Origin of the sequence: Pseudomonas sp. 5Ae-yellow (assembly GCF_014077575.1) — a bacterium.
GTDB lineage: Bacteria > Pseudomonadota > Gammaproteobacteria > Pseudomonadales > Pseudomonadaceae > Halopseudomonas > Halopseudomonas neustonica.
In genome coordinates, this window is record NZ_JACGWE010000021.1 from 14,457 (window position 1) to 35,626 (window position 21,170).

The window sequence follows — 21,170 nt, forward strand, 5'->3', positions numbered from 1 at the left end:
CCTGTTGGTGAACAACCGGTTCAGTATCTGGCCCGGCGGGCCAGATACGCAACCTTTCTCAGCCTACGATAGCAGCCGGATCATGATAAATAGCTGACATTTCGTGCACTGCCTCAATAAAGGCACCCGCATGCGCCGGGTCTACCTCAGGCGTGATGCCATGGCCCAGGTTGAATACATGACCATTACCCTTGCCATAACTGGCCAGAATACGCGCCACTTCAGCGCGGATGGCCGCAGGCTTGGCATAAAGCACGGTCGGATCCATGTTGCCCTGCAGGGCTACCTTGGCACCAACGCGTGAACGAGCTACCCCCATATCCATGGTCCAGTCCAGCCCCAGTGCATCCGCGCCAACATCGGCAATGCTCTCCAGCCACAAACCGCCGTTCTTGGTGAACAGGATAACGGGCACTTTACGGCCATCATTCTCGCGAATAAGACCGGCGACAATCTTGCGCATGTATGCGAGCGAGAACTTCTGATAGGCATCGGACGACAGATTGCCGCCCCAGGTATCGAAAATTTGCACCGCCTGAGCGCCAGCCATGATCTGGCCGTTCAAATAACTGATAACCGAATCAGCCAGCTTGTCGAGCAGCAGATGCATGGCTTCAGGTTGATCGTAAAGCATCGCCTTGGTCTTGCGAAAATCCTTGGAGGAGCCGCCCTCAACCATATAGGTCGCCAGCGTCCAGGGACTGCCAGAGAAGCCAATTAGCGGCACCCGACCATTCAACTCGCGGCGAATTGTACGCACGGCACCCATTACATAACCCAGGTCTTTCTCGGGATCGGGGATCGGCAACGCCTCGATGTCCGCCGGGGTATCGATAACCTTGCGGAAGCGCGGACCTTCGCCGGTCTCGAAATAAAGACCCTGACCCATTGCATCGGGAATGGTCAGAATGTCGGAAAACAGAATGGCGGCATCCAACGGATAGCGCTCCAGCGGCTGCAGGGTTACCTCGCAAGCCATATCCGGATTGGTGCACAGTCCCATGAAATCACCTGCGCGTGCGCGCGACTCACGGTACTCAGGCAAATAGCGCCCGGCCTGCCGCATCATCCATACCGGCGTGACATCGACCGGCTGACGCTGCAGGGCACGAAGAAAGCGATCATTCTTGAGTTCAGTCATGGGGTAGTTATCCAGTTACCATATCAGCGGGCATTGTACCGGGAATGCGGACAAAGATCAGGCGCCCTGAAATAACAAGGGCGCCCTGAGGCGCCCTTGTTGAACTGCGATGGATAAACAGCTGATTACAGCTCGAGATATTCGAGAATACCTTCAGCAGCCTGACGGCCCTCCCAGATGGCGGTCACGACCAGATCAGAGCCGCGAACCATATCACCACCAGCGAAGATCTTGGGGTTGGTCGTCTGGAACTTGTACTGACCTTCCTCAGGCGCGACTACGCGGCCCTGGCTATCGGTACCCACTTCCTTCTCGGAGAACCAGTCTGCAGGACTGGGACGAAAGCCAAAGGCGATGATTACCGCATCTGCTGGCAGCACTTCTTCCGAGCCAGGGATCGGCTCAGGACTGCGACGGCCACGTGCATCGGGCTCACCCAGGCGCGTTTCTACAACCTTGACGCCTTCGACCCGATCTTCACCGACGATGGCGATAGGCTGACGGTTGAACAGAAACTTGACCCCTTCGTCCTTGGCGTTCTTCACTTCCTTTCGCGAGCCCGGCATGTTGGCCTCGTCGCGCCGATAGGCACAGGCGACCGAAGAGGCACCCTGGCGGATCGAGGTGCGATTGCAGTCCATCGCAGTATCACCACCACCCAGCACCACTACTTTCTTGCCTTTCAAGCCAATAAAGTCTTCCGGCGCTTTCTCAAAACCCAGGTTGCGATTGACGTTGGCAACCAGGAAGTCCAGCGCGTCGTGTACACCTGGCAGGTCTTCGCCCGGGAAGCCGCCCTTCATGTAGGTATAAGTACCCATACCCATAAAGACCGCGTCGTACTCCTCAAGCAGGTCGTCAATACTGACGTCCTTGCCGATCTCGGTGTTCAGGCGAAACTCGATGCCCATACCCTCAAAAATCTCGCGACGCCGCGACATGACCGTTTTTTCCAGCTTGAACTCGGGAATACCAAAGGTAAGCAGACCACCGATTTCAGGATAGCGATCAAATACCACCGGACTCACACCAGCTCTTGCCAGCACATCTGCACACCCGAGACCCGCCGGACCAGCACCGATGATGGCGACGCGCTTACCGGTAGGAACAACCGCGGACAGATCGGGACGCCAGCCCATCGCGAATGCAGTATCAGTGATGTACTTCTCGACGTTGCCGATAGTCACCGCACCAAAACCATCATTCAGCGTGCAGGCACCTTCACAGAGGCGGTCCTGTGGGCAAACCCGACCACAGACTTCCGGCAACGTATTGGTCTGATGCGACAGCTCGGCCGCTTCCAGGATGTTGCCTTCAGACACCAGCTTCAGCCAGTTGGGAATGAAGTTGTGCACAGGGCACTTCCACTCACAATAGGGGTTGCCGCACTCCAGACAACGATGTGACTGATCCGCAGCCTCTTCCGGCTTGAACTGCTCGTGGATTTCTACGAACTGAGTCTTGCGCGTGCGCAGCGCGCGCTTTTTCGGGTCTTCACGACCAACATCGATAAACTGGAAGTCGTTACTTAAACGGTCTGCCATATCTAAACCTCATCAGTGCAGCGCAACCATTACCTGTGGCGCTGCCGAATCTCTATCGCTGACCGGGCGGCACGGGCTGCCCGGTCGCAGGTATTCCCGCTGATTACTGCGGGTTGGCTCTGGTGCTGGTCAAGAGCGCGCGCAAGCTGGCTGCCTTAGGCTTGACCAACCAGAAGCGACGAATAAAGTCGTCCAGGTTGTCCAGCACCTCAGCACCCCATGGGCTGCCCGTCTCGGCTACATACTCGGTCAGCACCTGCGTCAAATGACTGCGGTAGACTTCCATTGACTCGCTACTGATGCGATGCAGCTCGACCAGCTCATGGTTCAGCTTGTCAAAGAAACTGTTGTCACGATCCAGTACGTAGGCGAAACCACCCGTCATACCCGCACCAAAGTTGTGACCAGTACTGCCTAGCACACAGACCATGCCGCCAGTCATATACTCACAGCAGTGATCACCGGCACCTTCAATGACTGCGTGGCAACCGGAGTTGCGCACCGCAAATCGCTCACCCGCAATACCGGCAGCAAACAGCTTGCCACCGGTCGAACCATACAGGCAGGTATTGCCGATAATAGATGTATGCTCGGAGCGGAACGGACTGCCCTGTGGCGGCACTATGACCAGCTTACCTCCGGTCATGCCCTTACCGACATAGTCGTTGGCATCACCTTCCAGGTACATGTTCAAGCCACCGGCATTCCACACACCGAAACTCTGACCCGCAGTACCCTTGAAGCGATAGGTAATAGGCGCACTGACCATGCCCTGGTTGCCATGCACCTTGGCGATCTCGCCCGAGACGCGTGCGCCAATGGAGCGATCGCAATTGGTCAGCCTCATCTCAAACTCACCACCGGTGCGCCCATCGATACAGGCACGCGCCATTTCGACCATCTTCTCGGCGGTCTCGCCCTTGTCAAAAGGCGGATTGCGCGGCTGCATGCAGAACTGCGGCTTATCGGCCGCCACATCCTTGCTGAACAGCAGCGGCTCAAGATCCAGGTTCTGCTGCTTGCTGGTGCTGCCTGGCAGAATCTCCAAAAGATCAGTACGACCAATAAGCTCTTCCAGAGAGCTCACACCCAGCTTGGCTAGCCATTCACGGGTTTCGGTAGCGACATAGGTGAAGTAATTCATCACCATCTCGACAGTACCAATATAGTGGTTGTCACGCAGGTGCTCATTCTGTGTTGCGACACCGGTTGCGCAGTTGTTCAGGTGACAGATGCGCAGGTACTTACAACCCAGCGCGATCATCGGGCCGGTACCGAAGCCAAAGCTTTCGGCGCCAAGAATGGCTGCCTTGATCACATCAAGACCGGTTTTCAAGCCACCGTCTGTCTGTACCCGAACTTTGCCGCGCAGGTCATTACCACGCAGCGTCTGATGCGCTTCAGACAGCCCAAGTTCCCATGGCGAACCGGCATAACGAATGGACGTCAGCGGCGAAGCACCAGTGCCGCCGTCGTAACCGGAGATGGTAATCAGGTCAGCGTAAGCCTTGGCCACGCCCGCGGCGATAGTGCCAACACCAGGCTCGGATACCAGCTTGACCGACACCAGCGCAGCCGGATTAACCTGTTTCAGGTCAAAGATCAGCTGAGACAAATCTTCGATGGAATAGATGTCGTGATGCGGCGGTGGCGAAATAAGTGTGACGCCAGGCACAGCATAACGCAGGCGAGCAATCAGCTCGTTTACCTTACCACCCGGCAACTGACCACCTTCGCCGGGCTTGGCACCCTGCGCGACCTTGATCTGCAGCACATCGGCGTTAACCAGATACTCAGGCGTCACACCAAAGCGTCCGGACGCAATCTGCTTGATACGCGAGGTACGCTCGGTACCGTAACGCGCAGGGTCTTCACCCCCCTCACCGGAGTTGGAGCGAGCGCCAAGACGGTTCATTGCCTCGGCAATGGCCTCATGCGCCTCAGGCGACAAGGCTCCGAGCGAGATACCCGCCGAGTCAAAGCGCTTGAATATCTGCTCAAGGGGCTCAACTTGGTCGAGCGCGATCGGCGCCTGATCATCACGCACTTTCAGGAGGTCACGCAGCGACGCCACCGGGCGGTTGTTTACCAAAGCCGCGTATTCAAGGTACTTATCGTAGCTATCACCCTGCACGGCATCCTGCAACGCACGTACCACATCAGGGTTGTACGCGTGGTACTCACCACCGAAGACAAATTTCAACAAGCCACCTTGCTGAATCGACTTGCGTGGATTCCAGGCTTCCTTGGCCAGCAGTAGCTGTTCATCCTGCAGGTCGCAGAAACGCGCGCCCTGAATGCGGCTGGCGACACCCTTGAAACAAAGGTCAACGATCTCATCGGCCAAGCCAACGGCTTCAAACAGTTGCGCACCCCGGTAAGAGGCGATGGTCGAGATACCCATCTTCGACAGGATTTTCAACAAGCCTTTTGAGATACCTTTGCGGTAGCTCTTGAAGACCTCGTACAAATCGCCGATGACCTCACCGGTGCGCAGCAGGTCACCCAGCACTTCATACGCGAGGTATGGATAGACTGCAGAGGCACCAAAACCGATCAACACCGCATAATGATGTGGATCACGCGTGGTCGCCGTCTCAACCAGGATGTTGCACTCGGAACGAATACCGACCGCGGTCAAATGGTGGTGCACAGCACCCACTGCCAGTGCAGCGTGCACTGGCAGTTTGCCCGTTTCAATTAAGCGGTCACTGAGCACGATGAGTGACTTGCCTTCACGTACTGCGGCTTCAGCCTGCCTGGCGATATCACTTACCGCATCGCCCAGCGGCATGGACTCGTCCACGTTGAGATCGATCGTGTGTACAGAGAATCCAGGGCGCTCCAGATGCATCAGCGTGCGCCACTTCGCAGGCGAAATCACAGGAGAGCTCAGGATCGCACGGTTAGCGTGATCAGCAGTCTCTTCAAAGACATTACGCTCAGCGCCAAGACAGGTCTCAAGGGACATGACAATGGCTTCGCGCAGCGGATCGATAGGCGGATTGGTCACCTGGGCAAACTGCTGACGGAAGTAGTCATAGACCGAGCGAACCCGGCTGGACAATACCGCCATCGGGGTATCGTCGCCCATGGAACCAACCGCTTCCTGACCATTCTCGGCCAACGGACGCAGTACCTGATCACGCTCTTCGAAGGTGACCTGGAACATTTTCATATACTGCTTCAGACGTTCGGCGCCCAAAAAGTCGGAGCCGTGATCGCGGTCATCAAGCTTTGCCTGAATACGCAGGGCATTTTCTTTCAGCCACTTGCGGTAGGGGTGGCGCGATTTGAGGCGATCCGCAACATCATCGGTATGCAGCACTTCACCGGTTTCGGTATCGACTGCCAGAATCTGACCAGGACCAACGCGGCCTTTACTGATCACGTCTTCAGGCTGGTAATTCCACACGCCGATTTCTGAGGCGAGCGTGATGTAACCGTTCTTGGTTACAACGTAGCGCGCAGGGCGCAGACCGTTGCGGTCGAGCAGACACACTGCATAACGACCTTCGGTCAGTACGATACCCGCCGGACCATCCCAGGCCTCCATGTGCATGGAGTTGTATTCATAAAATGCACGCAAGTCGGCATCCATGGTCTCTACGTTCTGCCATGCGGGCGGAACAACCATGCGAATGGCGCGGAACAAATCCATACCACCAGTGATCAATAACTCAAGCATATTGTCCATGCTTGAGGAGTCGGACCCGGTGGTATTGACCAGCGGAGCCAGACTTTCCAGATCAGGCATCAAATCGTTGGTGAATTTGTTACGACGTGCATGAGCCCAGTTGCGGTTAGCGGTGATGGTATTGATCTCACCGTTGTGCGCGACCAGACGGAATGGCTGTGCAAGCGGCCACTTTGGCAAGGTATTGGTAGAGAAACGCTGATGGAACACGCTGATGGCGGTTTCCATGCGGTCATCGCCCAAATCCGGATAAAACTTATCCAGATCGGCCGGCATCATCAGGCCTTTGTAGGAGATAACTTTGTGCGACAGACTACAGACGTAAAAATTGCTATCGGCCTGCATGGCGATTTCCGCCTTGCGACGCACATAGAATAGCTTGACGCCAAACTGCTGCTCGTCGAGGCCATCACCGGAAACGAACAACTGCTCAATGCGCGGCATGCTGCTCAGCGCCAGTGGCCCCAATACCGTCTGGTCAACGGGCACCTCACGCCAACCCAGACTGGTCAGCCCTTGATCCGCAAGCGCGTCGGCAAATGCCTGCTTCGCAGCAGCGGTTGCCGCCGCATCGGCGCCCATAAAGACCATCCCGACAGCGTATTGCTCGGGTAGCTGCACGGACAATTGCTCCTGCGCCACTGCGCGCAGAAAACGATCAGGCTTCTGAATAAGCAGACCACAACCGTCACCGGTCTTGCCGTCGGCATTGATACCGCCACGGTGTGTCATGCATGTCAGGGCTTCAATAGCCGTCTGGAGTAAGTGATGACTGGGCTGACCTTCCATGTGGGCAATCAAGCCGAAGCCACAGTTATCCTTGAACTGATCAGGCTGGTATAAACCTGCTTTCATAGGCACGCTCTCAAAAAGCTATTGAATTCAAGCGCTTACAAGAATCAAAAAAGCATTGATCTGGCCAGGCGCCGGACAAAAGGGGGGTAATTGTACACAGCGACATACCTGGCCACAATTTTTTTTGAGGCCAGCATGCCGCATTCGCATATTCAAATGTCGTAAATAGGCAAGTTTGCGCTTTACTATAGCGCTAATTCAAACACTGATCCAAGCCCTCTTCAGCGAAGCAGAGACGCCATCAAATCGACGTCTCTGCCCTCTGAAATCAACGCAGCGACTTTTGGATATCGCCGAAACTGCGCGGCCAAGGTTTACTGTTGCGCAATGCCTGCGGCAAGCCAGCAATTCCGTCCTGAGCGGCTTGGCGGCCGCCATAGCTACCTTGAGTAACAACGAACCACGGAGCACCCTGATGGGTTGTTTCGAAGTAACCAATATCATTTAGCTGCGCGTGCGCTTCAACAAAGCTGACCGCCGACTGCTCGGCGCGCGTCCCCAATAGCTGAATCGCATAGCGGCTGGCGGCCTGCTCTCGATACCACGGTGTCTGACGCGCGCCTGTGCTGCCTTGAGCTACCGAGCTTGCCTTGGGCGGATCGTTGCTCGCAGCAACAGCAGTAGCCGCAGGACTCGCTGGAGCAGGCAACGCTGGAGCAGCGACCGGAGCGACCGGTGGGCTGCTCGCTGCAGACTCAGCAGCGCTTGTTGCCGCAACCACTGGCGGCGGCGACTCTGGCTCTGGCTCTGGCTCTGGCGCGGGGGCAGCTTCAACTACTTCTGGAACATCAGCATCATCAGTTTCTGCAACGGGAGAAGGCGAAACACCTGTCGCCATATCACTACCCGCAGGCAGCGGTGCAGTTGGCGGCACGGGACTCTCAAGCTCAGCATCCCCATTCAAACGCACTTCCGGGATAGGCTCAGGCAACGCCAAAACAGTCGTTTCCGGTTCTTTGGGCTGATCGCCCATGTACCATGCAACGCCCACACCCAGCGCTACCAAGGCCAATGCGGCCAAAGTACCAATCGGCAGCCCACCGCGCTTGGCCCGCTCGGCAGCAGCCAGAGGTGCTTGCTCCATGGATTCGAGCATAATCCGACGACCTGCTTCATTAATAGCGCCCGGCCAGCCTCCCGACTGATCATGGACAGCAGCAATCTGCTCATCTGACAGCAACTCAATGCCTTGACCAGCCCCTTCGAGGCGCTGCCCGAGGTAATCGCGAGTCTCATCCAGATCAAGCGGCTGCAGCGCAGCAAGGTGGAACGCACTGTCTTCCGGAGATGCCTGCAACGACTCTAATGCAGGCGCGATTAGCTCTGCATCCGCAAACAAAAACACGCGAGGGGCGGTCTGACCCGCTTCGGCGATTTCAGTAAGCATACTGAGAGCAGATGGCTCCAACGCTTCCGCATCGTCAATAACCAGATAAAGCTGAATACCTACAGCGTCGCTAGACTGCGACTTATCCAACAGGCTTCCAACATCACGGCCGTCGGCATTGACCGCTTGGCAGACATAACCCAGCAAGGCATCTTCAGCGGAAAATTCGCGCGCAGACAGCACAACGCATTGCACGCTCTCCTTGTTACTGCTGGCGACCAAGGCTTGGCGTAACAAGGTTTTGCCACTACCTTCTGGCCCCGTAACCACGAGCATTTGGCTACTATAGCGAGCCAGATGATGCAGCTCTGCTAGAACGGGCTTGCGCTTCGGCGTAAAGAACTTGAAGCCCGGCGTACGAGGAGCAAAGGGATCGTGGCTGAACTGATAATAATCCAGCAACCGGTCGATTTCGTTCATTGAGGTGAAACCCTCTTCCTTGTTTGACGTCATTCTGGCGACATCGCCAAGCAGTCTGATAGTGCCGTTGTATCAAAATCCGCGGTTACGATCGCGTCGCCCAGCCCCTTAAGCAGAACCAAGCGTAGCTGCCCATCCAGCACTTTTTTGTCTACCGCCATAAGACGCCTGAAGTCTGCTGCCAACATGCTTTGGGGAGGTGTCACCGGCAAGCCCGCCGAGGCAACTATATCTTTGCCGCGAGCAAGCTCGTCAGAACCAATCCAGCCCATACGCGCAGAAAGATCCAGCGCCATGACCATCCCAGCACCTACCGCCTCACCGTGTAACCAAACGCCATAGCCCTGATGCGTTTCGATGGCATGGCCAAAGGTATGCCCAAAATTCAGCAGCGCGCGCACACCGCCCTCTCGCTCGTCTTCCGCCACCACCTCGGCTTTAATCGAACAGGAGCGCTCAATCGCCTCAGTCACTGCACCGGGATCAAGCGCACGCAGGCGCGGCATATTGGACTCTAGCCACGTCAAAAAATGAGCATCACGAATAAAGCCGTATTTGATGATTTCCGCCAAGCCCGCGCTAACCTCACGCGGAGGAAGCGTTTGCAAGCTGGCGGTATCGATCAATACCGCTTGGGGCTGATAGAAAGCACCAATCATGTTTTTGCCGGCAGGGTGGTTAATGCCGGTTTTCCCGCCTACTGACGAGTCAACTTGAGATAGGAGAGTCGTGGGTATCTGAATGAAATCCACACCTCGTTGATAGCACGCAGCGGCAAACCCCGTCATATCACCTATTACGCCGCCACCTAATGCAATCAAGGTAGTCCTGCGATCATGTCTGTCAGTCAGCAGCGCATCAAATATCTGCTGCAGGGTAGTCCAGTTCTTGAACGCCTCGCCCGTAGGCAATATTACTCTGGTGATCCTGTAACCACTCAAAGCCGATTCCAGGGCATCCAGGTAAAGAGGCGCGACCGTATCGTCGGTGACGATACAAACCTGCTTGCCCTTGATGTGCGACGCCAAAAGACCAGGCTTTTCAAAAAGGCCCGACCCTATATAAATAGGATAACTACGGTCACCAAGATCGACATTCAAACACTGCATCCAACTTCTCCCTCTAGCGTTCGCGAAGCATACAACATACGGCCTTCGCGCGGATATGCCGCCCACGCAAAAGCCTTTAAAGCGAAGAAATCAGATCAGGGAGAAGTGAGCTACTTAAAGGGCAATGCAATCAATCAAGCACGAAAGGCATCCAGCCCGCACACCAGGTGCGAGCTATCCCTCCAGCAACTTGGTCACTATGGTGTTGACTACGTTTTTGGGGCCACGCTGATCTGTCTCTATCACCAGGTCAGCTATATCCATATAAAGCGGATCGCGCTTGGCCATCAGGTCACGCAAAACGCTCTCCGGATCGCTAGTCTGCAACAAGGGACGTTGCCGATCTTTAGCTGTGCGCTGCAATTGCTGTTCGACGCTGGTACGCAGGTAAACCACTAAGCCATGTGCCGCCAATGCAGAGCGATTTGCATCACGCATAACGACGCCACCGCCGGTAGCGAGCACTATCCCGTCTTCTTGCACGAGCTCGGCGATCATAGCCTCTTCACGCTGCCTGAAGCCTTCTTCACCTTCAACATCAAAGATCCAGGGAATATCCGCACCCGTTCGCACCTCAATCTCACGATCAGAGTCCTTGAACGGGTATTTGAGTTCCTTGGCAAGAAGACGCCCGATGGTGCTTTTACCTGCCCCCATCGGGCCTACCAGAAAAACGTTATTCAAGCCCATTATCTTGCAAGGGTAATGGCGCCGTTGTTAATAATGCGCGGAGTGAGGAAGATCAACAGCTCGCTTTTACTTTCTGCAGTCACATCGCGACGGAAAGCTCTTCCCAATATCGGCAAATCGCCAAGGAAAGGAACTTTTTCCTGCGAAGTTTGTGTATCGCTGCTAAAAACACCACCGATTACGATCGTCTCACCATCAGCTACTAGGACTTTCGCATCGACCTCATTCTTCCTGATGGTCGGAACACCATTAACCTGGTTGGTAAAATCAGGCTCATCCTTGGTTACTACCACTTCCATGATTACCTGATTATCTGGCGTAATCTGAGGCGTCACCTCAAGTGATAACACAGCTTCTGCAAAAGAGGTGGTCGTTGCACCGCTTGAGCTAGCTTGCTGGTAAGGGATCTCTGAACCTTTGAGGATCTTTGCCGTCTCCTTGTCGGAAGTCACAACTTTAGGCTGAGAGATGATCTCACCATTACCGGTGCTCTCCATCGCTGAAAGCTGCAAATCGAGAATAGCATTGTCAGTGATAAAGCCAATGCCAATTCCTGAGGTGGCGCCAATCACACCCATATCTACAAAGGGTGAATTCGGATCTCGTTCAGCTACACCGTAGTAACCGCCTGTACTCGTGCCTTCAGGAGCAAAATCTGGAGCATCACCGATAGATGTTTGAGTATCTTTACCGAATGCATTAAATCGGCTACCCAGATTCAAGCTCCCTCCCCAACGAACGCCGAGCGCCTTATCAAAACCGACACTCGCTTCAACAATACGAGCTTCGATCATTACCTGTCGGACAGGAATATCCAACTGGGTGACAATACGGCGCAGCTCGTCAAGCTTGTCCTGAGTTTCCAACGCGATGATGCTATTCGTACGCTCATCAACGGTTAGCGAGCCTCTCTGGCTATCCACGTCCTGCCCAGTTACAGACTGAAACAAGTCCGCAATTTTTTGAGCATTAGCATAGTTCACCTGAATTAACTCACGACGCAGCGGAGCCAACTCTGAAATCTGCTTCTGCGACTCCAGCTCCTGACGCTCGCGAGCGGCAATCTCGTCAGCTGGCGCAACCAGTAATACATTACCTATTTGGCGCTTATCCAAGCCCTTGGTTTTCAGAACCAAATCCAATGCCTGATCCCAAGGCACATTCTGCAGGCGCAAGGTAATGCTTCCCTGCACAGTGTCACTGGCAACCAGGTTCAAATCAGTAAAGTCCGCAATCAACTGCAACACCGAGCGAACCTCAATATCCTGAAAATTCAGCGACAACTTCTCACCCGAGTAAGTGAAGGAGTCAGCACGGCGCTGATCCACTTCTGCACGAGTAAGTGGCTTAAAGCTAATTGTCAGGCGACTATCCGTTTGATAAACCAAGTGCTCATACTGGCCAGTTGGCTCAATAACGATACTGGCATTGTTACCGTTGCTGGACGCGTTGATAAAGTTAACCGGCGTAGCGAAGTCCTTAACATCCAACTGGACTCGCAACTCATCAGGCAAGCGAGTATTTGGAAAGTTAAGCTTGACTCGCCCACCCTGCTCTTCAACATCCACACGGATTGAGGGATCGGTCAGATCAACGATAACGTTACCTTCACCTTCAGCGCCGCGCTGAAAGTCCAGGCTGCTAATGGCACGCCCCGAAGACGCTGCGCTGGAGACCGCAGGCTCAGATTCAGCACGCCAATTGCCATTGCGCGCGATAGCTGTTTCGGAGGCGGAGGCATTCGTGGAGGTTACAGGAGCGCCACCCACCAGCACGAACAGGCTATTGCCTTCAGCACGCGTTGTGTAAGGTGCCAAATCGGCCAGATTGATAATCAGACGAGTACGATCGTTCGCCTCTACGACGGTAACGCTGCGGGCGTTACCCAGTCCCAATTCACGATTACGCTCACCCAACTTGTTCTTAACACCCGGCAAATCCAAGGCGATACGAGCTGGTTCGTCAATGGTATAACCTTTAGGCGACCCGTTAACCGGTTCATCAAACGTCAGCTTCAGCTCAACGCGATCACCCGGCAGAGACGCAACGTCCATCTTCTGTAAATCTGCGGCCAGGGCCAATGGGCTCAGCAGCGCGAGTGCGGCTGCCAACGATAGTTTTCTGGTTAGAGGCATTTGCTTGCGTTCCACGCGTGACTGTTTGCAGTTCATATTATCTCTCCCTGGTTGACCTATCCGCGCTCAGGCAAGCTGAGAGTCCGCGGGCGCTCCAACCAACCCCCTTCACCGTCCGGCACGATCTCGACCACGTCGACCCGGTTATCCTGAATCCCCGTAATGCGGCCATAGTTACGCCCCAGATAGTCACCAACCTTGACTCGATGCACACTTCCAGCACCCTGAATAAGGGCCTGCATGCCGTTGTTATTGCTCAAAGTACCAACCATTTCGAAGCTTTCAATATTAAAGCCTTCAAGAAACTGCTTTACGCGATTCTCGTCCGGCTTAATGTCCTGAGAGCCACGCTGACGCTGGGTTAGATCTATGCGAATGGGCGGCTGAAAGGGACTTCTCAAAGAAGCTGCGCTGTAAGTGAAAGCCTCATAGGGCTCAAAGCGCGGTAAAGGCTCGATTTTCCCGGCTGGTCTGGCACGCGTTTCATCCATAAAGCGCTGCAGATCAGCAAACTCATTACCACCACACCCCGCCAAACCAAATATGGCGAGAAGCGATATGCAGGTTAGGTTCTTGTTAATCATTATTCTTGGCCTCCTGCATCATTGTAGCGATAAGTCTTGGCCACAATATTCATTGTCAGAAGGTCTGGATTGTCCGCACTAATCGGCTCGATCACAAAGTCATTGAGCGTCACGATGCGGGGCAAACCTGCAACACTGCTAACAAAAGTCGCGAGATCATGGTAACTGCCCCGAACCACGATATTAATTGGCAGCTCAACGTAAAACTGTTGTGCCACTTCAGGCTGTAGAGTAATCGACTCAAACTCCAAGCCGCTATTGAGGCCCATCTGTGTAATATCCTCCAGCAGACCAGGAACCTCACTGTCTTTCGGCAACTGCTTCAGCAAGCCGCTGAACCGCTCCTCGATTTCTGCCAGCTGCTCCTTATAGGCTTCCAGATTGGCGGCACGAAACGACTTATCTTGATACTCCTTGCGCAGCGTAACCTCTTGCGACTCTACCCGCTCCAGGCCTGACTGGAGGTCTTTCAGATGAAACTGATAGCCCAACAGCAGCAGCACGACAAACACCAGCACACAAACAATCACCTTGAGTGCGCCGGGCCAGGAACCAATGTTGTTGAAGTCCAGGTTATTTAAATCAACCTTCTTCAAGCTCTCAATCGATTGCGAAAGACTCATGGCTGCTGTTCTCCCTCAGCGGCACTGGCACGCGGCTCAGTTTGCTTCACTGTCAGCTCGAAGACGTTAGCCTGATCAAGCGCTCCAGAAGTAACCGCTCGCACTGCCGTCAAGTTTGGTGAAACCAGCCAATCAGAGGCATCCATCTGACGCATCAATTTGGATACACGACTATTGGACTCGGCACCACCTTGGATGCTTACAGAAGCCCCCTTCATGGCGACAGATGTAAAATAGACGCCGTCCGGCAAGGTCCGAGTCAACTCATCAAATACCCTGACGATAATGGGACGATTGCCCTGAAGATCCTGAATGATCTTCATGCGATCCAGCAACTGAGTACGGCGGGCCTGCAACTCTTCGATTTCCTTGATACGCGATTCCAGAAGAGTGATCTCCTTCTGAAGAAAAGCGTTGCGGGCTTTCTGGTGCTCAATTTTGCCGTTCAGGTGACGATCACCGAGGAAGACCAAAGCGCCAGCAAAGACGACTACCAGCGCGAGAATGGTCAAAAACTCCTTTTTTCGTTCTTCCCTTAGCTGCTCGCGCCAAGGCAAAAGGTTAATGCGAGCCATTAGTCAAAACTCCTCATTGCCAGACCACAGGCAATCATCAATGCAGGCGCATCATTACTCAGCGCCACAGCATCAACCTTGTTCGACAGGGTCATGTTTGCGAATGGGTTGGCAACCAGGGTTGTTGTGCCGATCTTCTGCTGAACCAACTGATCAAGACCTGGGATAGAGGCAGTACCACCCGCGAGCAGGATGTAGTCCACGTCGTTGTATTGACCGCCAGCGAAGAAAAACTGCAGCGAACGAGAAACCTGCTGCACCACTGCGTCCTTGAACGGACCTAGCACTTCACTTTCAAAGTCGTCAGGCAGGCCGCCCTGCTTCTTGGCCAAGCCTGCTTCTTCCTGCGACAAGCCATATCGCCGCTGAATTTCGTCGGTCAGCTGCTTACCGCCAAATAGCTGCTCACGGGTATAAATGATCCGCCCTTGACTGAGCACACTCAACGTCATCATGGTAGCGCCGATATCAATCACGGCAATGGTCAGCCCATCATCACCAGCATCGAGCTGATGGATAACCAGCTCACATGCCCGTTCCATCGCATAGGCCTCGACTTCCACCACTTTGGCGGTCAACCCGGCTAGCGCCAGCGCAGCTTCGCGAATATCAACATTCTCTCGACGGCAGGCTGCCAGCAGCACTTCTTCGCGCTCGGCATTACGAGGGGAGACACCTTGAACTTCGAAATCGATAGCGACTTCATCGAGCGGATAAGGAATGTACTGATCAGCCTCGAGCTTGATCTGCTCTTCCATCTCATCCGGATCCAGACCAGCATCCATCTCGATGGTTTTGGTGATCACGGCCGAACCTGCCACAGCGACGGCAGCCTGCTTCAACGAGGAGCGAGAGCGCGCGAGCACTTTCTCCAACGCCTGGCCAACGCCTTCGAGTTCGACAATATTTTTCTCAACCACCGCGCCGGATGGCAAAGGTTCAACCGCGTAGGCTTCGACCTTGTAGCGGTTGCCTGAGCGACTAAGCTCGAGCAGCTTCACGGTTGTGGAGCTGATATCGATACCCAGAAGCGTATTCGCTTTTTTCTTTATGAGCCCTAGCACAGCCAATTTCCTATCAGCATCCGACACTTACGGACGGTTTATGTTTTCCTACATTAAATAACAGTACTTGTACAAGCGCAAATAGCTAAATCAAAAAAAATACGCTTATAATGCACCCTGCTACACCCTTCGAAGAGCAGCCATACTGCTAACTTTCTAATTATTCAGGGAATTCCGCATCCCTTATGCGTTTATTAAAATTTATATTCTGGTCACTTTTAGCACTAGCTTGCACCCCAGTAATGGTGCTTAGTGGCGTCGCACTTTATCTCAGTCCGGCTTTACCAGACGTAGACACCCTTCGGGACGTTGAGCTGCAGACACCACTGCGGATATATAGCACAGATAATAAGCTGATTGCAGAGTTTGGTGAGATGCGCCGCTTCCCAATTACCTACGATGAGGTGCCGAGCACATTTGTGCACGCTCTACTGGCCGCCGAGGACGATAATTTCCTTCATCACCATGGCGTTGACCCAGCAGGCTTGGTACGCGCTGCTGCAGAGCTTATACAGACCGGCCACATTCAAACCGGTGGCAGCACTATCACCATGCAGGTCGCCAAAAACTACTTCCTGTCCAGCAACCGGGTATTCTCGCGCAAGCTGAACGAGATCCTGCTGGCACTGCAAATTGAGCGCAACCTGACCAAGCAGGAAATCTTTGAGCTCTACGTCAATAAGATCTACTTGGGCAACCGTGCCTACGGCATCGAGGCTGCAGCACAGGTCTACTACGGCAAGTCCATCAGCGAGTTACCGCTCGCAGATCTCGCCATGATTGCCGGGCTGCCCAAGGCACCGTCACGATATAACCCGATATCCAATCCTGAGAGGACTAAAGAGCGACGGGACTGGATTCTGCGACGAATGCTTACGCTGGGCTACATTGACCAGGCCAGTTACGAGACCGCAGTAGCCAAACCCATCACCGCAAGCAACCATGGTGCTAATCCGGAAATGGAAGCGCCTTACATTGCTGAAATGGCCAGACTGGAAATGGTTGAACGTTTTGGCGACGAAGCCTATACCCAAGGCTACAACGTTTATACTACGGTCAGCAGCGAGATGCAGGACTTGGCCAACCACGCGCTACGCAGCGGCCTGCAGGAATATGACCAACGCCATGGCTACCGGGGACCTGAGGCGCGAAATCCAGATATCACCCTGGAACAGGGCGTCAGCCTGCTTAACAACTACCAGAGTCTTGGCGGCCTTGAGCCTGCGCTCGTTAGCGCCGTCAATGACAATGATGTAGAACTGGTATTTCGCCGTGACCCGCCTGGGACCATTGCCTGGGATGATATGAAGTGGGCTCGGCCTTATTTGAGCGCCAACGGCATGGGGCCTCGCCCCGGCAAACCAGCCGATGTGCTCAAGCCCGGCGATATAATCCGCGTTAGCTCGGTTGAGGGTGAAAATCAGTATCGGCTCGCTCAACTGCCCAAGGCACAGAGTGCTCTGGTGGTACTTGGCCCGCAGGATGGCAGCATCAAAGCGCTCATTGGCGGCTTCTCATTTGTCGAGAGCAACTACAACCGCGCAACCCAGGCCCGTCGGCAGCCCGGCTCCAGCTTCAAGCCATTCCTTTATTGCGCCGCGCTGGACAATGGCTACACACCCGCAAGTCTGGTTAACGATGCCCCCCTGGTTTTCGTCGACGACTATCTGGATTCCATTTGGCGCCCAAAAAACTCGGGTGGCGATTTTCTTGGCCCGATCCGTTTGCGCGAAGCCTTGTACCGTTCACGTAACCTGGTATCCATCCGCCTACTGCAGGACCTTGGCGTAGACCATGCCATGACCTACATAGAGCGTTTCGGTTTCTCCAAGTCGGAACTGCCGCGCCACCTTTCAGCCGCCCTCGGCACATCCGAGCAAACGCCACTGCAAATTGCTCAGGGTTACACCACCTTCGCCAACGGCGGTTATGCGGTTAAACCCTACCTGATCGATCGTATCGAAAACCGCTACGCTGAGCTGATCGACTATGCCCGTCCGGCCGTTACACCAGCGCAAATGGAGCAGGAGCAAGCCAGACTTGATGCGTATTATCTGCGCAAGCCCGAAGGCCCGGCACCCGAAGTTGAAAAAGCAGAGCGCGTAGTAGATGGGCGCACTGTTTACCAGCTCAACAGCATGCTGCGCGATGTCATCCGGCGGGGTACGGGTGTGCGTGCCCGTGCACTGAACCGTAATGACCTGGCGGGCAAGACGGGTACCACCAACGAGCAAAAAGACGCATGGTTCTCCGGCTTCAACCCGGGGCTGGTGGCAACGGCATGGGTTGGCTTTGACCAACCAAGCACATTGGGACGTCGGGAGTTTGGCGGCACTGCGGCATTACCAATCTGGATGAAGTTCATGGGCCCTGCACTGGAAGGCGTTCCAGAGGAAAGGCTACGCATGCCCAGAGGCATGGTTACGGCGCGCATCGACGCCGACACAGGGCGCAGCGCACCGCCAGGCAGCAGAAACGCGTTCATGGAAATATTCAAGCAGGAAGACGCACCACCACCATATAGCGAGCTCGGCTTGGGTGGCTATGGCAGCGGCGGCGCCTCTACCCCGCTTGAGCTGTTCTGAGATAGCGTCAACAGTTGCTGACGTAGCCAGCGATTAACCGGATCGTGCTCCGCGGCCTCATGCCAGTAAAGGTTGAGGCCGATGGAAGGCAATGGCAGTGGCATGTCCAGTAATCGCGTACCCAGCGCTGCGTTAGTCAGCTCGGCATGCCGCCTGGACATCGTCAGTAACAGATCGCTCTGTGCAACCACCAGGCTCGCCGCCTGATAGTTTTGGCAGCGGTGAACTACTCGTCGCATCAAGCCCATATGCCCTAACGCCAAATCCTCGTAAGACAACCCTCTACGCCATGAGGCCACCGCAATATGCTCGGCGGCCAGATAACGCTCAGTAGTCAGATCGCCCTCAAACCCGGGGCCTGCAACCACGCATAAAGGTTCAGCCAGCAACTGCATCTGCCGCAAGTTGGCGTCAACCGGACGTGCTATCTGCACCGCCAGATCAATCCGCCCCGCTGCCAGCTCAAGCTTCAATTCAGACCAGCGCAAACCCGCCGTACGCACCTTGCATCTGGGCGCACAGCGTTGCAGATGAGCCAGCAGGGGTGGCAATAAAACCAGCTCCAACTGCTCTGGCAGGCTCAAAGTGAACGTGCGCTCATCCCGCAGCGGGTCGAAGTCCTGTAGCCCATCAAGACTGCGCTGCAGGCGCGCAAGGCTGTCACTGATTACTGGCGCCAGGCGCAGGGCCAACGCCGTGGGTGTCACCCCGCGCCCTTCACGCACAAACAGCGGATCACTGAACTGCTCGCGCAAGCGCGCCAATGAGTGACTCACTGCAGATTGACTGACATGCAGAACCGCTGCGGAACGCGTCAGACTGCGCTCACGAAAAACCACCTCGAAGACCCGAAACAGATTCAGATCCATGCGCGCAATCGATGGAATAGCATTCATTTCATTCATAACAAGAAGCCTTTAAACCCGGATGAAGCACAATGAAGACGATTAAAACGACAACATATGAAGCTTATTCATGATTATAGATGAATAAGCTTCGCTTCATACCAGCGCCTCTAAAGCCTAAGCTGCACAACACAACAATTAATAACCGAGGGCAATAAGATGCAGGAAATCGATTACTTGACCACTTTACGCGCCCTGCAGCAGGCCGCATGGCCCTCCGACGCGCCCACCGAGCCGGTATATCCATTGGGCGAGCAACCGCTGACTCGTTACCTGCAACACTGGGCAAAAAAGTCACCGAATAAAACCGCCATTCATTTTTATGGCCATCAACTCAGCTACGCCGAACTGGACGACCTGAGTAATCGTTTTGCCGCCCTGCTGTATCAACAAGGGATTAATCCTGGCGACCGGGTTGCGGTGTTCATGCCCAACTGCCCGCAGCTGCACATCGCCTTCTACGGCATCCTCAAGGCCGGCGCCATTCATGCGCCCGTTAGCCCGATGGCCAAGGGTATGGAGTTGAGCTATCAGCTAAACGACAGTGGCGCCAATGCCATCGTTTGCTTTGATCAGTTATTACCGGTCGTGCGCGACATTCGGGCAGAGACCAGCCTGCAGTTGGTGATCAGCACCAGCCTGTCCGAACTCTGCCCGGCCCAGCCGCCCATCCCGGTGCCCGATCTGCTGCAGGCGCCCAAACTGCCGATCACCGATAGCATCGACATGCTGCCTGCCCTGCAGACTATTGCACCGGCAGACAACCTGCCCGAATTGAACCTCGATGATATCGCTGCGCTGAACTACACCGGCGGCACCACCGGACTGCCCAAGGGCTGCATTCATACCCACGGCGACATGCTCTACACCTGCGCCAGCTTCCTGCCGGTTGCACTCGGGCTTGATGCGGAGCGCATCAGCCTGAACTTTATGCCCGAGTTCTGGATTGCCGGTGAAAATGCCGGCCTGCTCTATCCGGTCTTCGCCGGTACCACGCTGGTACTGCTGGCACGCTGGGATGCCCTGACCTTCATGAGCGCGGTGCAACACTACCGCGTCAAGCAGACCGGACTGCTGGTCGATAGCGCCTCCGAGGTGCTCGATCACCCGCAGGTTAGCGAATTTGATTTAAGCTCGCTGGAAACGACCAGCTGCGTCTCTTTCATCAAGAAGCTGACGCCCGAGTATCGACAGCGCTGGCGCGCATTGACGGGCTGCACCCTGTTTGAAACCAGCTTCGGAATGACCGAAACCCATACCTGCGATACCTTTACTGCAGGCCTGCAGAAAGATAATTTCGATCTCAAATCGGCACCGACTTTCGTTGGCCTGCCGGTGCCCGGCACCGAGTTCAAAGTCTGCGATTTTGCCACTGGCGACCTGCTGCCACTGGGTAGCGAAGGCGAGCTGTGCGTACGCACACCTTCACTGCTAAAGGGCTACTGGAACAAACCCGAGGCCAGTGCCGAGGCGCTGCGCGATGGCTGGTTGCATACGGGTGACAGCGGCGTGATTACCGAACAGGGTTTCATTCGTTATCTTGGGCGGCGCAAGGAGATGCTCAAGGTCAACGGCATGAGCGTATTCCCCAGCGAACTGGAAGCCATGCTTGGCCAGCACCCGGACATCCTTGCTTCAGCGGTGATCGGCAGACCTGATGAGCAGCGCGGGCAAATGCCCGTGGCCTTCATTATCTGCAAGCCCGGCAGCAATAGCAGCGCCGAATCACTGCACGCCTGGTGCAAGTCCGCCATGGCCATTTTCAAGGTGCCGGAGATCCGCCTGGTGGATACATTACCCATGACGGCGACCGGCAAGGTCAAAAAACAGGAACTACAGGATTGGATCAACTAAGC

General features: G+C 55.0%; 14 protein-coding genes. 2 read left to right on the top strand and 12 right to left on the bottom strand.

What is annotated here, in order from left to right:
• Positions 1-58: 58 nt before the first annotated feature.
• From hemE to H4J77_RS13150, 11 genes are all read right to left on the bottom strand, one after another.
• Positions 59-1,141, bottom strand: coding sequence for a uroporphyrinogen decarboxylase (gene hemE, locus H4J77_RS13100; protein WP_123890306.1), 1,083 nt, complete (start codon positions 1,139-1,141; stop codon positions 59-61).
• A 125-nt stretch (positions 1,142-1,266) separates the two neighbouring features.
• Positions 1,267-2,685 carry an FAD-dependent oxidoreductase gene (locus tag H4J77_RS13105; protein WP_123890308.1) on the bottom strand — a complete coding sequence of 473 codons (1,419 nt, stop codon included), beginning with the start codon at positions 2,683-2,685 and terminating at the stop codon, positions 1,267-1,269.
• A 103-nt stretch (positions 2,686-2,788) separates the two neighbouring features.
• Complete coding sequence (gene gltB, locus H4J77_RS13110) at positions 2,789-7,237, bottom strand: glutamate synthase large subunit (protein WP_182248756.1); 4,449 nt, start codon at positions 7,235-7,237, stop codon at positions 2,789-2,791.
• A 268-nt stretch (positions 7,238-7,505) separates the two neighbouring features.
• Positions 7,506-9,077 (bottom strand): AAA family ATPase, encoded by a 1,572-nt coding sequence (locus tag H4J77_RS13115; RefSeq protein ID WP_182248758.1) that lies wholly within the window; start codon positions 9,075-9,077, stop codon positions 7,506-7,508.
• Complete coding sequence (aroB, locus tag H4J77_RS13120; RefSeq protein WP_182248760.1) at positions 9,074-10,153, bottom strand: 3-dehydroquinate synthase; 1,080 nt, start codon at positions 10,151-10,153, stop codon at positions 9,074-9,076. The genes H4J77_RS13115 and aroB overlap by 4 nt, the downstream gene beginning before the upstream one ends.
• Before the next feature lie 174 nt (positions 10,154-10,327).
• Complete coding sequence (gene aroK, locus H4J77_RS13125) at positions 10,328-10,837, bottom strand: shikimate kinase AroK (RefSeq protein WP_123890315.1); 510 nt, start codon at positions 10,835-10,837, stop codon at positions 10,328-10,330.
• A gap of 5 nt (positions 10,838-10,842) precedes the next feature.
• Positions 10,843-12,978, bottom strand: coding sequence for a type IV pilus secretin PilQ (pilQ, locus tag H4J77_RS13130; protein WP_182248791.1), 2,136 nt, complete (start codon positions 12,976-12,978; stop codon positions 10,843-10,845).
• 56 nt (positions 12,979-13,034) lie between these two features.
• Complete coding sequence (pilP, locus tag H4J77_RS13135; RefSeq protein WP_123890317.1) at positions 13,035-13,562, bottom strand: type 4a pilus biogenesis lipoprotein PilP; 528 nt, start codon at positions 13,560-13,562, stop codon at positions 13,035-13,037.
• Positions 13,562-14,185 (bottom strand): type 4a pilus biogenesis protein PilO, encoded by a 624-nt coding sequence (locus H4J77_RS13140; protein ID WP_123890319.1) that lies wholly within the window; start codon positions 14,183-14,185, stop codon positions 13,562-13,564. Before H4J77_RS13140 ends, pilP begins: the two co-directional genes overlap by 1 nt.
• Complete coding sequence (locus H4J77_RS13145; protein ID WP_123890321.1) at positions 14,182-14,760, bottom strand: PilN domain-containing protein; 579 nt, start codon at positions 14,758-14,760, stop codon at positions 14,182-14,184. Before H4J77_RS13145 ends, H4J77_RS13140 begins: the two co-directional genes overlap by 4 nt.
• A complete protein-coding gene (locus H4J77_RS13150; protein ID WP_123890323.1) occupies positions 14,760-15,824 on the bottom strand; it encodes a pilus assembly protein PilM in 1,065 nt (354 codons plus the stop codon). Before H4J77_RS13150 ends, H4J77_RS13145 begins: the two co-directional genes overlap by 1 nt.
• Before the next feature lie 185 nt (positions 15,825-16,009).
• Here H4J77_RS13150 and H4J77_RS13155 point away from each other — a divergent pair, with 185 nt between their 5' ends.
• The gene (locus H4J77_RS13155; RefSeq protein ID WP_182248762.1) at positions 16,010-18,409 is read left to right on the top strand and encodes a penicillin-binding protein 1A; all 2,400 of its coding nucleotides are present in this window, start codon (positions 16,010-16,012) and stop codon (positions 18,407-18,409) included.
• Here the strand turns inward: H4J77_RS13155 and H4J77_RS13160 are convergent.
• Positions 18,367-19,314 (bottom strand): LysR family transcriptional regulator, encoded by a 948-nt coding sequence (locus tag H4J77_RS13160; RefSeq protein ID WP_182248764.1) that lies wholly within the window; start codon positions 19,312-19,314, stop codon positions 18,367-18,369. The genes H4J77_RS13155 and H4J77_RS13160 overlap by 43 nt on opposite strands.
• A 177-nt stretch (positions 19,315-19,491) precedes the next feature.
• On the opposite strand from H4J77_RS13160, the gene H4J77_RS13165 reads away from it, so the two are divergent.
• Complete coding sequence (locus tag H4J77_RS13165; RefSeq protein ID WP_235869741.1) at positions 19,492-21,168, top strand: AMP-binding protein; 1,677 nt, start codon at positions 19,492-19,494, stop codon at positions 21,166-21,168.
• Positions 21,169-21,170: the final 2 nt, after the last annotated feature.

Bases quoted from the DNA above. Each gene is read 5' to 3' on its own strand.
- H4J77_RS13115 (WP_182248758.1), bottom strand. From the start codon at position 9,077: ATGACGTCAAACAAGGAAGAGGGTTTCACCTCAATGAACGAAATCGAC.
- pilQ (WP_182248791.1), bottom strand. From the start codon at position 12,978: ATGCCTCTAACCAGAAAACTATCGTTGGCAGCCGCACTCGCGCTGCTG.
- H4J77_RS13155 (WP_182248762.1), top strand. From the start codon at position 16,010: ATGCGTTTATTAAAATTTATATTCTGGTCACTTTTAGCACTAGCTTGC.
- H4J77_RS13105 (WP_123890308.1), bottom strand. From the start codon at position 2,685: ATGGCAGACCGTTTAAGTAACGACTTCCAGTTTATCGATGTTGGTCGT.
- hemE (WP_123890306.1), bottom strand. From the start codon at position 1,141: ATGACTGAACTCAAGAATGATCGCTTTCTTCGTGCCCTGCAGCGTCAG.
- pilP (WP_123890317.1), bottom strand. From the start codon at position 13,562: ATGATTAACAAGAACCTAACCTGCATATCGCTTCTCGCCATATTTGGT.
- H4J77_RS13160 (WP_182248764.1), bottom strand. From the start codon at position 19,314: ATGAATGAAATGAATGCTATTCCATCGATTGCGCGCATGGATCTGAAT.
- aroB (WP_182248760.1), bottom strand. From the start codon at position 10,153: ATGCAGTGTTTGAATGTCGATCTTGGTGACCGTAGTTATCCTATTTAT.
- H4J77_RS13145 (WP_123890321.1), bottom strand. From the start codon at position 14,760: ATGGCTCGCATTAACCTTTTGCCTTGGCGCGAGCAGCTAAGGGAAGAA.
- gltB (WP_182248756.1), bottom strand. From the start codon at position 7,237: ATGAAAGCAGGTTTATACCAGCCTGATCAGTTCAAGGATAACTGTGGC.
- H4J77_RS13140 (WP_123890319.1), bottom strand. From the start codon at position 14,185: ATGAGTCTTTCGCAATCGATTGAGAGCTTGAAGAAGGTTGATTTAAAT.